Raw genomic sequence first — 15,305 nt, forward strand, 5'->3', positions numbered from 1 at the left:
TATAGCCCCTCTAATCCCATTTTTGAAAATCAGGGTCCGAGCGGTAGTGTTCATTATAAATGGCCGACACCCGGTCCCGCAGGCCGTTCCACGACAAGCCGGGATTGCGGCGTACGATCTGATACAAGCGGAGGAAGCGGTATCTCGGCAATCCATCCGCATAGCGGCTAATAAAATCAGGGAACGTATCGATATATTTTTTCTTCCGTACCGCTGCCCCGGCGGCGTCGATCATAATCTGCCTGCCTTGCTCCATCCGCAAGATGTTGGATTCATGGTTGAGCAGGTATTGGATCGCTTTGCTGTTGATCAACTCGCGTTTAATTTTGGCGATTTCACCGATATAGGCGGCCAGATCCGGATCAAACTCATCCAGCAATAGCGGTTCGAGTTCAAGCTCCATATCCTTGCGCAAGCTGAAGCTTTGAAGGAGAACGATCTGCTGCAGACGGATACGGTCATTCCGGACCAAGGAGGCAATTTCCCTGACGATTTCATACCCTAGCTGGGCATCTTCCTTGATGGCGGCAGAAGCCGTTGCTTTGTTCAGATCCAGGCCCTCAAGAATCTGTTTTCGATGAGATCTTATAAGCTTGTTCAGGGCATGCAGGGTCTCCGTTTGCAGCATCCGGCGCTGCATCAGCCATAACCATACAAGCAGGACCACCATACAAGCAAAGGAGATCACGATTTGCAAGAAGGTCTGACTAAGAAGTACGGCAGAGAGCCCTATAATATAGAAGAGAAGCCGGTCACTTTGCATGGAACGCTTGGCCATTTTCTCTGCAAGTTCCATAACGGGGACAGGGGCGCTCCGTTTACAGAAAGCGCAGCTGTCTTCCCAAAGAATCGTGAAATTGTGGCAATGTTTGCAAACCCTTAACTTTTGGTAGACATATCTCGTTTTACTATAGGGGCGAAGTTGTACGGGTTTTTTCTTATCCATGCTGTTCCCTCTGTGAGTTGGCAACTTCAAGCAGGGTCTGATGCAGCTGCTCCGGTGTCGGGGCGTTCTTCTTACGCTTGAAGTAGGCCGTGATCTTGATGATGACAAAAAGAAACAAAATCCCGAGACATCCGTATGTAATCATATATCTATTCCTTTCGGCATCGTATTTGTTCGAAAATGGTGGGTGAGCCTTGTGTCCTAAGTCCGGGTGGTACGACTGATTATGTTGAACTTTGGCAGGTATAATTATATCATATGGACATAGTGCTGGTATATTTTAGTGATTAGCATGGTATTTTCTATATAAATACACCAGAGAAATGGATGTTCCCGTTATTGTTTTTTAAGCTTTCTTTCATGTAATTTTAAGACTTATTGCCTACAGTTAGACTCATGGTCTGACAAACGAACCGAGGCATCCACCTGATGCTAGACTAAATGGATGAAGGAGTAATTCAATGTTACGTAAAAATAAATGGCTGCTCTCTTTGATGGCAGCGGTGCTGCTGATCTTGACCTGGAGCGGAGGAACCATGCCTCAGGCAATGGCTGCCTCGCAGGGCTCCAAGATTGATGCCGTACTGGTGATGGATGCCAGCAACTCGATGAAAAACAGTGATCCGGAGCGGGTCAGCGGCGAAGCGATGAAAATGTTTATCGACATGCTGGCCACCACCGGCGACAAGGTCGGCGTCGTTTCCTATACCGACCGGATTCAGCGGGAGAAAGCGCTGCTGGAAATTCAGTCGGAGGCGGACAAGACCGCGCTGAAGGAGTTTATCGATCAGCTTGATCGCGGCCCGTACACGGATATGTCCGTAGGCCTCGATGAAGCCGTAAAAGTGCTGAAGCAGGGAATGGACCCGGCGCATGCGCCGATGATCGTTGTTTTGGCCGACGGTAACAATGACCTGGATCCAAACACGGGCAAGACAAGCCAGCAAGCGTCAGAACAGTTAGATCAAGCCGTCAAGGAGGCCAAGGGAAGCGGCATCCCGATTTATACGATTGGGCTGAATGCCGACGGGAAGCTGAATAAAGAAACGCTGGCTGAATTGGCAAACCAAACGGGGGGCAAATCCTTTACCACCAGTTCGGCGGATGACCTTCCGCAAATATTAAGCGAGATTTTTGCCAGCCATCAGCAGCTTAAGATCGTTCCGGTACAATCGATTACCGGCAACGGAAGCTATCAGGAGGTTACGGTCCGTGTGCCGAATGCGAACGTGCTGGAGGCGAACATTTCCATTATGTCCTCAAGCCCCGTCGACGTGAAGCTGGTCGATCCTGCGGGCGCTGAGCAGACTATTCCTTCGGCCAACGTACTGCGATCCACTTCCAATTCCTATTCGCTGCTCAAGCTGCTGAAGCCGCAGCAAGGTGATTGGAAGCTGCAGGTGAAAGGCGTATCGAAAGACAAAATCGACATTAACCTCGTATTCAACTACGACCTGGAGCTGACCATGGATCCTCCGCCACCTTCAAAGGTAAAGGCTGGAGACACGATCGATATTAAGGCATATCTCGTCAGCAATGGACAGAAGCTGCAGGACCAGGAACAGTATGGCAATATGACGGCCAAGCTGTTGGTTAAGGATCTGGACACCGGGGACGAGTCAGAGGTCGAGCTTGAGAATAAAGGCGGCAGCTTTGAAGGGAATTACAAGATTCCGCAAAAGCACGACTACGAGCTGAGGGTACGGGCGGAGGAGCAGAGCTTCTACCGCGAAAGCGCGCCTGTGAAGATTAGCGCAAAAGCGGCAGCCGCGGGCTCCGGAAGCGGTGGGAAGGAGATGACTGCGGGCGAGGATGCGAAACCTTTTCCATTATGGCCCGTAATCATTGGCATCGCGGCCCTGCTCATTGTTGGAGCGGCTGCATATTTCATACTCGGCGCGATGAAAAAAGCGAACAAAGGCTTTGTCGGTCAGCTCGTGATCGAGATCAGGGACGAGAACACCGGCGAGAAGACATTCCCGCAATACAAGAAGCTGACTTCGTTCAAAGGGAAGTTCAATCTGCATCAGCTTCTGCAGCTTGCTCCCGAGCTGAAGGAGACCGAGAAAATCTTATTCATGCCGGGCAAGAACGACCGCATGATACTTAAAAACAATTCTTCAGCCGTGATTGAGAAATCCGGCCGCGCGCTGGATGCATCGAATGGCACGGAGCTTAAGAACGGAGACCGGCTGAGAGTTTCCCTGCAGCAGGCGGACAAAACGATATTATTGGAATATTTGGCTTAAAGCCAGGACCTATCAGGAGGGGAAGTTATGAAACCGGTAGTTAGAGAACATATACAACAGCTTGACGTTTCACTTGGAGGCGGGATTGTCAGCGAGAAAATACGGGTCGATACCATCGACAATCCGATCCTTATCATTGGACTTGGAGGGACGGGAATCGATGCGCTGCTGCGCTTGAAATATCAGATTAACCGCCGTTTCAAGCTGCCGGAGGATCCGTTGTCCAAGAAGAGAATGGACAAGCCGGATAATGTGGAATTTCTGGCCTTTGAGACCAACGAACAGGATAAGAATAAACGCTATAAAGGCATCGGGCTTGATCCGATCAATGAATTCGTGCTCCTCTCTAATGCCGAGATTGGAGGCCTCCTTCAAAACCGAAGCATCCTGGAGCCGTATATTACAGATTGGCTGTCGCCAGAGCTGAGCATTACTGATGGCATGAACGGGGCAGCAGGCGTACGCCAAGCGGGCCGTTTGCTCCTGTTCACGAAGATTACGCAAGTGGTGCAGGCGATCGACAAGAAGATTAAGACGCTGTCGGTCGGCACGAACAAAAAGCTGATGGTTTTCCTGCTGACGGGGCTCTCCGGCGGTACAGGCAGCGGCTGCTTCTTGGACATTGCCTATATCGTTCGCGGCATTATCGAGCGGGACCACGGCTCTGCCGGCATTGACCGCGTGAACACGCTCGGCTATCTGTTTACGCCGGATATTAATCTGGCCAACAAAAGCTTGAGCGAGCATACGCGCGAATACATCAAGAAGAACGGGTATGCCGCCCTCAAAGAGCTCGATTACTGGATGAACGTGGATGCCAGAGGCGAGCGGTTCAAGCAGCAGTACGGCAGCATCCTGAACGTGAACTCCCCGCTGCCTCCGTTTAATCTGTGTCACCTGATATCCGCTACGAATACGGAAGGCAAACTGCTGGAGAACGCTTATGATTACTGCATGAACGTTACTGCGGAGAACATCACGAACTTCATGGCCAGCGAGGAAAAACAGTCCGGCGAAGAGTTTGCGATCCATGACTATATCAGCAACATTCGTACCAATATCGCGCAAATGAACAAGGCGTATCCTGCCAATTACGATTACAACATTATCGGGGCGTCTTCAGCCGTGCTGCCCATCGAAGAGATGACCACTTATCTGGCGTACCGCGTCTTCGGCAAAATGCAAACCATGTTCGAGAAAGCGCCGAGCCAGGAGGACGTCGAGAAATTCGCAAGCAAGCTGGGCATCGACCTGGACTCGATGACAAAGAATTTCGAGTCCCGCGTACCGGAGCCTCTCCCCGGTTATCAGAACAGCGAGCGACTTAGTTACGCAAACGTCGTGAAGAATCAGGTCATTAATATGGATACGGAGCTGGAGCAAAATTTCCTGGCGAGAGCCCGTGAGGAATACATCAAAGCGAAGAAGCAGCTGCCGGGCGAGATCGTGGCTCAGTTCAGCGATCAAATCCGCCGCATGTTCCTGCATCCGCAGCAAGGACCGTTCTACGTATCCCGTTTGATTTATACGGAGAAAGGCTTCAGCCTGCTGAAGATGCTGCTGTCCTACATCGAAGCGCTGCGCGAGAATCTGACCCGCATTCCCCGTGATATCGAGTCGGCCAGAGAGCAGGCGATCGATCGTCTGGGCGATGCGAAGAGCGCTTTTGTCTCCAAGGATAAGAAGAAGAACATCTATATTGAAGCCAAAATCAACGAATATTGGCTGGAAGCGGATGTGGAACGCACCGAGCAGATGATTGAATTCTATGAGGATTTATACGATCTGCTGAACCAGGAGAATAACCGGATTTATAGCGTATATACGGAAATTCTGAATGCGCTGAATTCGATTTTTGCCAAGAACGGTGACATTCTCGTCAACGGGGAGGAACAGCAGGATCATAAAGGGAACAAGACGTATTACTGGAACCTGGTCAGCGTGCCCGACATTTCCGATGTCATCAACAAAATCATGGATCAGAAGGATGTGGATGACCTCATCCGCGATTTTGCGCAAGAGCTGCTAAGCCATGCGAATCGTTGGACCCGGGAGCAGGAGATTGATATCGTCAGATCCATTTCGGAGTTTCTTACCGATAAATTCGGCGATCTGATTACCCGTTCGATGGAGGATTTCCTCGTCATGAAATTCGGGCAGGAGGATTCCATCGAAAAATTTGTCGAGCGCAATATCGCCAGCAAGTTGGATGATGAAGCTGTTCCGGTCTTCCATCTGAGCAACAGCGCAGGCAATTTGTACTTCCCTTCCTGGGGCTTTGTATCCGTGCCTGTGCAGGCTCCAAGCATTCTGAAGGGGATTCGAAATTATCAGAATAATTCAGTCGGGAAGTCTCACTTCACCGTGAAGGAGAGCGAAGTGAAGAACCGGATCTTCTGGCTGAATACAAAGAACGGCGTGCCGTTATTCGTTTATACACCGCTTAAGGTTTATGAAGAGAGTTACGAACGCACGATCATGGACAAGGAAGGCGTGGGACGCCACTTGGTGCAGACCGACCGTAACAACTGGACGTACCTGCCATCGCCGATTCCCGAAAAATCCTGGGGGGATACCTACGTCAATCCGCGGGTTCAAGATTACAACGAACGCGTTCGCGCTGAATTTAATCAGGCCCTTGAGTTTAAGGTCATCATCCAGAAGGATGTTGACCAGAATACGAGCAGCCGCTACGCGGTTGTGTTCACGAAGCCATTTGATCTGAACGAGCTGCTTCGTGCTTATGATCTGCAGTTGGATAGCCCCAAGCCTAACCTTGGCGAGGTCAAGCGGGCATGGACCGAACTGAAGCGATTGATGAACGAGGGACTGGAGCGGGTAGGCTCCAAGGATATTTTCAACAGCATCAACGAGGATATGGCCAAAGAGAATCTGATTCGTTCGCCGGAAATGATCCGCAGCGTGCGGGAAGAGCTGAAGAAATATGCAGCCATCGCAGCCAAAATCACGGAATTCGAGCTCTTGATCAGCGACAATCAGAATGAGGAGAAATGGCTCGATCAATTTATAGAGGCGTTATATACCGGGACGATCACCAAGAAGGGTGCGCTCTTCGTTTATGATCGCGATCCGGAAGAGGATTCCTGGGAGCCGTTTGCCAATCTGCTAAAAAGCGTGAATGACGTGGAGTATGAAGTCTACAAGCACTTCCGTCAGCTGGATGAGAAAAGCCGGAGCACGCTGCTTCGTAAATCCTCCCGCCGTGATCAGGAGCTGACCGCTTCCGAGGATATTACGCCGCTGCTCGCGAAGCTGGAAGAATTGGCCGAACGCTTCCTGGAAACGCGCGACCGGCTCGAATACGAGAAGGTGGAGCTTGCGGACGGTGAAGAACGTTATCAGTTCTATAGACAGGTCTCTTCGAAATTAAATGACATCCGCAGAAGGTTGAAATAGCGATGAGGGAAATTCTTCGCCAGTATGCTGCGGGCTATGCCAAATCGGAAGAGCAGCTTACCTTGATGGAGGATGATCAGAGCAGCATCCACTACCCGGAGGTATACTTGTTCATCGGTGATAAGACAGCGTCCGCAATCGAGCCGATCATGGAGATACATGACCGTAAATGGGACAACAGCGCAAGTGTCATCTATTTGCACGTGGGAACGGGCCAAGATGGAGGGCGGGAGCCGAAAGGCTCCGCATCCTCCGGTCGTCTTCACAGGTATCATCTGCAATTGCCGGAGTCAGACGGCGCATCCAAGTCCGTACGCAAGGAGCTGTACCAGGGCTTCTATCGGGACCCGCACCACCTGGCCGGGTTGAACAAAGCGATTCGGAAGCTGAGCCACCACATTTCAGACTATGGACGCAGCTATTCATCGTTTGACCGGATTCATCTATCTGTTATTACACGGGTCGACGACCCGTTTAATGTGTTTATTCCGGAAATTTCATTACTGGCGGAATCCATCTTCCAGCAGTCTTTCAAGTCGGTGCAAATGGATTTGTATGCGCTCATTCATGAAAGGGAGCAGATTGACTCCTACGGTTATGCGAGCTCCGTGGGCGTTGCCTTCTTGCGGGAACTGGAGCTGATGCAAAGCCGGGAATACAGCTTCTCTGCGCCGCTGCAGGTCACGGAGGATGGGCTGGCCATTCCGGTCGTTCACCCGGCCTCGCCGTTGTTTGATCTCGTCTATGTGCTGTCCGATAAGAATGAACGGGGCATATCGGGTTATGCCGGGATGCAGGATATCTACGATATCATCTGCCATCTGGGTTTGCTTAAGAACCGGAAGCAGAAGGATGAAACTTATGACGGAATCCGGGGTATCTACAACAATACGTCCTTCAAAAGCAATATCATGACGGAATCCGGCCGACAAGGCTTTGTCTCCGCTGGCTTTGCCCGGGTGAAGAGGCCGGGCGAGCCGATTGCGCTCACGGTCCTCTATCATCTGTGCCGCGGGCTGCTGCTTCGCATGAAGGGCGGGCCGGAACCGGAGGTTCACGAATGCCTGACCTACTTCGGTCTCGACCCGGAAGCCGTATCGGCAAGAGCGGACCGGATGCTGCCGAACGCAGAGCATCTGGACGGGCTAAAGGGTATGATGTCGCACCCCGTCAGCTTTGCCGGGCTGAAGCGGATGAACATTCGCGAGGCTGAAGAGGCGCTGTTCGGCGAAGGATGTCGGCAATTTTTCCACAGCAATTACGAGCTGGAAGTCCAGAAGAGACTGAGCGATATAAGCACTTCTGAGGATCTTCATCGTGCGCTTCTTCGCACCTTGGCGGATCATCCGCAAATCGGTTGTTATCAAATCGTGGAGTGGACGAGCGACAAGGCGGGAGAGGGGATACTGCTTAAAGCGGTTCGTTCTCGAATCCGGGATCTCGGCAGCCTCCTGAAGACCGAGCAGGACGGGCTAAACCGCTATTATGAGGAAAGCGTGGAAAGCCAGCCGTTCAAGAAGCTTCCTTTTCGAGATAAACAGAATGTGCGTCATTTCATTCGTTATTTCGTTGGTGAGGTCTATCGGCGGAAATATGAGCTTCTATTACTGGAAACGGAGCTTGCGCTGTACAGGCTCTATGAGGCGGAGCTAGAACGGATCCACCGTCATTACAAGCAGCAGGCGAACATGCTGGACCAGCTTGAAGCGGAGTTGCTGGAAGCAGCCCAGTCGAGCATACGTACCGCAGACGATTATATCGGCCAGAACCTGATGGAGTATTATGGCCTTGTAACGGAAGAGCTGATGCTGGAATTGGAGAGTAAGCGCGGCCAGGGAGTATTCTTCGAGGAACGGTATGTCGGCAATCTCTCCATCGTTACGCATGAAGGAACGGAACCGATCCTGTCGAACATGATCCGGGTTTGTCTGAGGGATCTATTGACGGCAGAGCCGTTTGTGCAGACCTTCGAGGAAGAACTGCTGCGGCGGGCGAATGTAACCATCGACTACAATAACAAGCAGGTGCTCGCCAAGGAAGACCTGTTTAAGGTGCTTTACCGGATGCTGGAGGAGAACTCCGTTACGTTGGTCAGGCTGCTTGACTATACGCAGGAGCATCGATATGAGGAGAAATATTTCTTCGGCGATGCCGACAGCGAATTCGTCCGTTATGCGATCCACGCCGATGAAGCTTTACGGGTGTACAAGCTTGGCATCGTGCACGAGAAGCGCTCCAGCGGGGTCGAGAAGCTGAACCTGATGGGAGGTTTCCACTTGGAGGATCTGATGTATTATCGGAATGGCAGAACCTACTACGAGACCTATACGGCAAATGGTTATGAATTTCATGGCATGGAACCGGCGCAACTTCCCGAACTGCGTTAACGTTCTTCGATTCTGATACAGAGAGTAGGCGTGTATTGTGCAACGAAAATTAAACCCTCTCCTGCTGCTGCTTAGTCTGGTCGGTGGGGGACTCGGATTTGCCATTGGGGAATTTTTGCTTCGCCAGTGGGGGACAGGGCTTCCTGTCATCGTGGTTACAGGGATCTATTTCGGGATTCTGGCCTTGTGCATCGGATTGGCCTGCTTAATCGCAGAACTGATATCCCCCCGTTTGAGCGGGAGCTCATGGAGACAGCGATACACAGGCACATCATGGAAGCTGCTGATCCCATCCACGTTGGTGGCATTGTTCCTGCTCGGCATGCTGTTTGAGTGGGTGTACCAGTTGAACCCGGGCAGCGCCAAGCCCGTGAAGGATATCGTGCTGGTCATTGACAATTCGGGCAGCATGAATGAGACGGACCCGAATCAGGACCGATACACGGCGGCCAAAAATCTGATCAACCGCATGGATGAGGATAACCGTGTATCGGTAATGGTGTTTGATCATGCGACAACGTTACTTCAGCCGTTTACGCGTGTGAAGAACCAAGAAACCAAGGATGAGATCATCGCGGAAATCGACGGTTTGGCAGCAACCGACGGTGGTACGGACATCAGTCTCGCGCTGGAGGATACCATGACGCATATCCAAGAGAGCCATGATGCCGGTCGAAGCGCCATGGTCATTATGCTGTCGGACGGCTTTAGCGAAACGGATCATGCGCGTGTGCTTGCAGACTATAAGCAGCAGCAAATCGCGGTGAATACGATTGGCCTCAGCCTTGTTAACCCGGACGGTGCCCAACTGCTTCAGACGATTGCTGCCGAAACGGGCGGGCAATATTACGATGTGCAGAACGCGGCAGATTTGTCTTTTATTTTCCAGAAAATCTATAACGATGTCGGAGACCGTTCGCTGTTGACGAAACGTACGGGCGCTATGGAAGATAGCGTTTATTATCAGATCGGCAGAATCGCTGCGATGCTGCTCATTGGCGCTGCCATGGGCCTGGCCCTCGGAACAATGTTTGACAACCGCCATCTTGCGCTTAGCTTCAGCATAGGCGGCGCGGTATCCGGCGTACTGGCAGGCATCGTTCTGGAATATGGTCTTTCCGGAGTGGAAATTGGGGATGCCTCCGTTCGTCTGATAGCCTGCCTTATTCTTGCGGGGATCATCGCCTTGTTCACGTTGGTGATTCCGGTTAAGGAGAGCAGCAGGATTATCCGCAATGTGCAGCGGCCGGGCCGTACGGGAAGAGGGCAGCGGCAGAATGATTCAACAAGCCGAGGATTTTAAAGCAGGGGGCGTTCGATATGCGGTTTAAAAATGCGGAGCCCGGAGAAGGGGTCATTCAGGGATTAAGCTATCATTTAGACGATGGTTACTGCACGCTCCGCTGGAGCTGGCCGCCGGGTCTTCAAGCGGTATACATTCACCGTGCGATGGACGACGGATTCGGTCAGCCTGCAAGTGATCCGCTGCCTGGCGGAATGCGTCTATATACCCGAGACGAGTATAAGGCGAATAACGGGTACCGTGACCGGCTGGACGGGATTGGTCAGATCACGTACACGGTATACGCCTTGTCTTCCGAAGACGGAGAGATGGCGTTAATCAGACAGCCGGATGAAACGAATAGCATTCGATTCAGTACCGGCAAAGCCAGACTGGTCTACTCCATCCGCGAAAAAAGCCGCTGGCTGCAGCCCTATAAGACGATAGAAATTCAGGTTACGGCGGAAGTGCCGGTACCGAAGGAAGCTTTATGTTACGTGAAGAAGCAGGGGGCTTATCCGGTCAACAAGGAAGACGGCATCTTGTATCCGTTCGTGACGGATTTTGCTGCCGGACGCAACGTATTGCCTGCGATTGAGGTGGGCAAGAACGATTACGTGCGCCTGTTTTTTACGGATGGAAGGAAGTACGGACAACGATATGAGCTGGTGTATAGATAGAGATAGAAGATCACACAGGAACCTCGATGAACGCGTTAGTGTGTAATTCATAGGGTTCAAAGGGAGGTACAAAGGATGGGCATTTTTGATATATTCAAGAAAAAACCGGAGCCGGAGCCAAGGCCGCTGTTCTATGATATTGTGTGCCCTTACTGTTTCAGTAAGTTTGCTCCGAAGGAGGTTGTCTTCCGGGCTGCCCACGACCGGGAGGATGACGAGGACTATGCGCTTGGGGAAGATGATGAGCTGAATCGGTACCGTGAACGCTTTGGGCTGGATTCCGTTTATGATATCGAAGCGATTATCCGTCCGAGCGACATACCGGAGGAGCAGCACATTTATTCGGATCATGTGCTGGTTGGATTGAATGACCGTTACGGAGTCGTCACGCGCAGACGATTGTGCCCGAAATGCCATAATGAGCTTCCGGTAACCGCCGGGAAGGTGCCAAGCAACATTATCTCGATTATCGGTGCTTCCCAAGTGGGCAAATCGGTTTATATGACTTCGCTCATTCATACGCTGCAGCATACAACGGCGGATCATTTTGATGCGGCCTGCATGCCGCTGAATGCCGAGATCAGCCGCAAGTTCCGTACGGGCTATGAGGAGCCGTTATTTGAGCGCGGAGATTTGCTGGCGTCCACGCAGAAGGAGAAGATGCAGGAGCCTTTCATTTTCCAATTCGTGTTCAAGGATGAATCCAAGCCGCCGTTAACCCTCGTATTTTTTGACGTAGCGGGTGAGGGCATGGTGGATGAGGATTACTTGGGACTTCACGGACAGCATATCAAGAATTCCGCGGGTATTTTGTTTATGGTGGATCCGCTCCAAATCCGCTCCATTCGGGAGAAAATTCGCCTGAAATTCGGTGACCAGCCCGGGGAATGGGTGTCCCAGTATGATGAGCCGCGGGATGTCGTGCTGACGATGTTCGGCGATTTCATCGCTTATGAGGACAAGGGCAAGACGGATATTCCGACAGCCGTCGTCTTAACCAAGAGCGACATGCTTCATGCGCTTAAGGATGAGGATGGCGAATACGTGAAGCTGAACAGCAATATCTTTAACAATGTGGTACACCGCAAGTTTTTGAATTTGACCGAATTTGAAAATATTGACGGCGAGATCCGCCGTTTTATCGAGAAGGTCGACCGCCCGTTCAAGGGAACGATGGATGTATACTTTTCCAATACAGCGTATTTTGCCGTATCGGCTCTAGGCAGCAACCCTGTCGATCAGAAGCTGCAAAGCGTCGTTAGCCCGATTCGGGTGGATGAACCGTTCATCTGGCTTCTGTACAAGCTGAAGTATATTCAGGGGAGGGAAGACTAGTGCCGGATTTCCCATCCCGAACCATACAGCAGCAGATGTACACGCGGGAGCGGCGAGGCATATTCCGCTCGGCTGAGGGCTTTGATACGGTGGCCCGTTCGTCCGGATTGGAGGCTTCCTATATCAAAAAGGTGCTGCATCCTTTTTGCCAATACGAAGCTCCTGCCGAGCTGACGGCACGCAGCGAGCGGGACGCTGCGGCTTATCCGGCGGCCCTTCATCTCTTCCATACGGAAACAGGAGAAACGGTGCTGGGGCGAAGCGTGTTTCAGCCTGCGGATTTCACGGGACTGCGCAGTGCCTTTTTTACGCATCATTATGTCATTCCCGACGGTTTTCTTGTAGATGAGCATAACGCTTATCAGACCTGGCTCCAGGCCTCCTTTGCCGATCATTACGATATCGAAGCAGGCGTTGATCTGCCGCAGCTCCCTGCCATTCCGGTTCAGGGGGATTCTCAAGTGGCCATTTCATATAAGAAGGCGCCGACCTTATTGCAGGAGCTAGGGATCGACGAGAAGGTATTCAAACAGCTGCTTTATGCATGCATATCCGCGGCTGCCGGGAAGAAAAAGGTATACATCGTGCTGGACGTCCCTGTGGAACAGTTGTCCGCGAAGGCGGAGCAGCTGCTCTTTGTGTTGTTTGGCCGATTGCCCTATGCGCTGCGGCAGGTGCTTGGATTCGTTACCTATGCCAAGGAGCCGCAGAGCAAGAAGGGACTTCATCTCATGTTCGTGGAGAAGGGCAGCCTGCGCTTAAGCGACCGCAGCATCGAGAAGGATTATTTGTTTGAGCTCGCTGCCGGCAGGGTCATCAATGCCGACCTGAAATGGTCCGAGCAGCCTTATCTTGATTTTGCATGGGAGACGCTGTTGGACCCGGATCGCTCCGAGCGCTTTTTTGCCTTCGCCGAGCAGATGCTTGCGGATATGGAGCCGGGTCTGGGGATCTCGCTGGATAGCTACGATGATTTATGTGTGCTGTTCCAGATTGAAGAAGGTCAAGTGGGTTTGTACCATGAGCATAAACATGCCGTGCTGCGTGCTTTGCTGCTTTATTTGAAGCCGGCAGGCGCCCTTGTTTCAAAGGGCCGGCTGGATCAGCTTTTCCACACCCTGTTTGCCCAGGAATTCGAGCTTGTCAAAGGCGGACATGTTCCGGATGCAGCGATTGCCGGTTTCGTTAAGGATTATCACGGCATCAATCCCCGGCAGCATCATGATCTGATTGTGGAATATTTCATCCGCTCCTTAAATAACGCCTTATCGAAGCGGCGTCAGGATGTGACCGAGGCGATTTACGACTTGCTGGAGGGCAGCCCGGCCTTAAGCCGAGCCTTCTACGCCAGGGTGCTGACCAGTCCGGGACTGCCGGCGTTGATGTTTGATCCGTACATGAAAACGCGCATGCAGCAAGCGGCGTCGCCTGCCGACTTGGTAGATCTGATCGGCTTGTGGGTTCGAAACCACCCTCTCTTGCTGGAGCAGGAGAATTATATCAGGTTAGCGGAAACCCAGCTTGTTCATAAGCTTAAGCATGATCCGGATCCGGTGAGAGCGGTCAACGCTGTACTGGATCAACTGGATTCGTTGGAGCACCATCCTCAGAGGGGAATTGGCCGTTACCAAGGCGGAACTGCATTTGCAGACCGGTTGATTTATGCGGCAAACCTCTTTCTCTTGCGTGAGTTGGAGCCCGAGCAATTAAGCCAGAAACAGCTGCTGGATATCGGCTTCCTTCAAATGCCGAAGGAGTTCAAGGGTTGGGTAGAGCGTTTTGACTCCCGGATTCGGTCCAAGGCCGCAGTCATGCTCGCCCTTTACCAGTGGTCCAGCCGTGAAGAGGTCCAACCGGAGGTACTGGAGGATCTGTCAGCCGAGGAGCGGGAACGAACCCAGCATATGATGCGGAAATGGCTGCAGAATCATGTGGTGCCATCCAGCTTTGAGAGCATTACCTTGGCCTTCTGTACGGAGATACGTTCCAGTGCCGTAGACTACCGGGGCTTGCTGGATTATTTGCACAGATACGGCCAGAGTCCGGAAGTGGTATACCAGTATATTCATTGGTCTGCCGAGCAGCCGGTGTTCGTTAGGCCGCGGGGACTTGTTCCGGCTTATGCTGCCGCCATCGTCGATTATTTCAAAACCTATGACCGTGAAGCCTTCAAGAATAAGGATTATGTGAAAACGTATTTCCATTCTCCTGCGCCCATCCTCAAACCGGTTTATACGAAGGTTAGGGCTGAATTGGCTTCGCCGTTGGTGCGATGGTTTCGCCAACATTCGCGGTTCGTAAAAATCACTTCAGCCGCACTTGTTGTAATTGTGATTGCAGGCGGCGTCTTCATGATGATCCAAAACGGCAAAGGACCTGCGGACGGCAAAGCCGATCCGAATCCGGTCGTCACGCCTCCGGTTACCGCACCTCCGGTTTCTACCGATACCGTCCCTGAAAAGCCGTTATTGACGGCAACGGTGGTGGAGGAAGGCGGGCAGGAGGGCAAGACCGAGCTGAGTTTCCATTTTAAACAGCCAGCGGCTTGCCGGGATTTCAATGTGGATAAGATTGAGATTGTAGGCAAGGATGCAGGCACGTTGTTTGAGGCCGCCAGCCCTGAATTATCGCGGGTATGCGTCGATGACACAACGGGTGAAGCGGATACTGATCCATCAGGGACAGAGCTTGATTCAACTGGCAATCAAGCGGACCCGAATACCGGGACAACAGAAGGGGAAGGCTCGTCTGATCCTGTTGAAGGTGAAGGCGTGCAGTCATCGGATAGCGTTGGTGACGCTCAGGAAAACCAGACATATTCAAGTCAGGTCACCGTGAAGCTGGATCAACCGATTGACGTATCCCTAGTCGAGAAGGTTGTTGTGGATGGCATCTCATATGAGCTGTCCGACGAAAGCTCGCTTTCGGAAGAGCAGACTCCGGAGAATGAGACGGATGAGGAAGTTTAAATATAGAAAACGAGCAGACGATCCATACGTCTGCTCGTTT

9 protein-coding genes are annotated in these 15,305 nt (G+C 51.9%); 7 read left to right on the forward strand and 2 right to left on the reverse strand.

Going from position 1 to position 15,305, the window contains the following annotated elements:
* Window positions 1–10: 10 nt before the first annotated feature.
* Together PAEVO_RS31405 and PAEVO_RS34060 are read right to left on the reverse strand one after the other, a co-directional pair.
* Window positions 11–796, reverse strand: coding sequence for a hypothetical protein (locus tag PAEVO_RS31405; protein WP_243391007.1), 786 nt, complete (start codon window positions 794–796; stop codon window positions 11–13).
* A 142-nt stretch (window positions 797–938) separates the two neighbouring features.
* Window positions 939–1,091, reverse strand: coding sequence for a hypothetical protein (locus PAEVO_RS34060; protein ID WP_164817485.1), 153 nt, complete (start codon window positions 1,089–1,091; stop codon window positions 939–941).
* A gap of 316 nt (window positions 1,092–1,407) precedes the next feature.
* On the opposite strand from PAEVO_RS34060, the gene PAEVO_RS31410 reads away from it, so the two are divergent.
* From PAEVO_RS31410 to PAEVO_RS31440, 7 genes are all read left to right on the forward strand, one after another.
* Window positions 1,408–3,195, forward strand: a complete 1,788-nt coding sequence (locus PAEVO_RS31410; protein ID WP_100541382.1) for a vWA domain-containing protein — start codon at window positions 1,408–1,410, stop codon at window positions 3,193–3,195.
* Window positions 3,196–3,222: 27 nt separating this feature from the next.
* Window positions 3,223–6,612 carry a tubulin-like doman-containing protein gene (locus PAEVO_RS31415; protein ID WP_100541383.1) on the forward strand — a complete coding sequence of 1,130 codons (3,390 nt, stop codon included), beginning with the start codon at window positions 3,223–3,225 and terminating at the stop codon, window positions 6,610–6,612.
* 2 nt (window positions 6,613–6,614) lie between these two features.
* Window positions 6,615–8,999: a transcription initiation factor TFIID gene (locus PAEVO_RS31420; RefSeq protein ID WP_100541384.1), complete on the forward strand. Its 2,385-nt coding sequence runs from the start codon at window positions 6,615–6,617 to the stop codon at window positions 8,997–8,999.
* A gap of 37 nt (window positions 9,000–9,036) precedes the next feature.
* Window positions 9,037–10,302 (forward strand): vWA domain-containing protein, encoded by a 1,266-nt coding sequence (locus PAEVO_RS31425; RefSeq protein ID WP_100541385.1) that lies wholly within the window; start codon window positions 9,037–9,039, stop codon window positions 10,300–10,302.
* A gap of 17 nt (window positions 10,303–10,319) precedes the next feature.
* Complete coding sequence (locus PAEVO_RS31430; RefSeq protein WP_100541386.1) at window positions 10,320–10,961, forward strand: beta-mannanase; 642 nt, start codon at window positions 10,320–10,322, stop codon at window positions 10,959–10,961.
* Window positions 10,962–11,036: 75 nt separating this feature from the next.
* Window positions 11,037–12,296, forward strand: a complete 1,260-nt coding sequence (locus tag PAEVO_RS31435) for a hypothetical protein (protein WP_100541387.1) — start codon at window positions 11,037–11,039, stop codon at window positions 12,294–12,296.
* A complete protein-coding gene (locus tag PAEVO_RS31440; RefSeq protein WP_100541388.1) occupies window positions 12,296–15,265 on the forward strand; it encodes a GAP1-N2 domain-containing protein in 2,970 nt (989 codons plus the stop codon). Before PAEVO_RS31435 ends, PAEVO_RS31440 begins: the two co-directional genes overlap by 1 nt.
* Window positions 15,266–15,305: the final 40 nt, after the last annotated feature.

The organism is Paenibacillus sp. GM2FR (assembly GCF_002803325.1).
Lineage (GTDB): Bacteria > Bacillota > Bacilli > Paenibacillales > Paenibacillaceae > Paenibacillus_AQ > Paenibacillus_AQ lautus.

Coding starts and splice junctions, on each gene's coding strand:
- PAEVO_RS31435 (WP_100541387.1), top strand. CDS start 11,037: ATGGGCATTTTTGATATATTCAAGAAAAAACCGGAGCCGGAGCCAAGG.
- PAEVO_RS34060 (WP_164817485.1), bottom strand. CDS start 1,091: ATGATTACATACGGATGTCTCGGGATTTTGTTTCTTTTTGTCATCATC.
- PAEVO_RS31430 (WP_100541386.1), top strand. CDS start 10,320: ATGCGGTTTAAAAATGCGGAGCCCGGAGAAGGGGTCATTCAGGGATTA.
- PAEVO_RS31405 (WP_243391007.1), bottom strand. CDS start 796: ATGGAACTTGCAGAGAAAATGGCCAAGCGTTCCATGCAAAGTGACCGG.
- PAEVO_RS31420 (WP_100541384.1), top strand. CDS start 6,615: ATGAGGGAAATTCTTCGCCAGTATGCTGCGGGCTATGCCAAATCGGAA.
- PAEVO_RS31415 (WP_100541383.1), top strand. CDS start 3,223: ATGAAACCGGTAGTTAGAGAACATATACAACAGCTTGACGTTTCACTT.
- PAEVO_RS31410 (WP_100541382.1), top strand. CDS start 1,408: ATGTTACGTAAAAATAAATGGCTGCTCTCTTTGATGGCAGCGGTGCTG.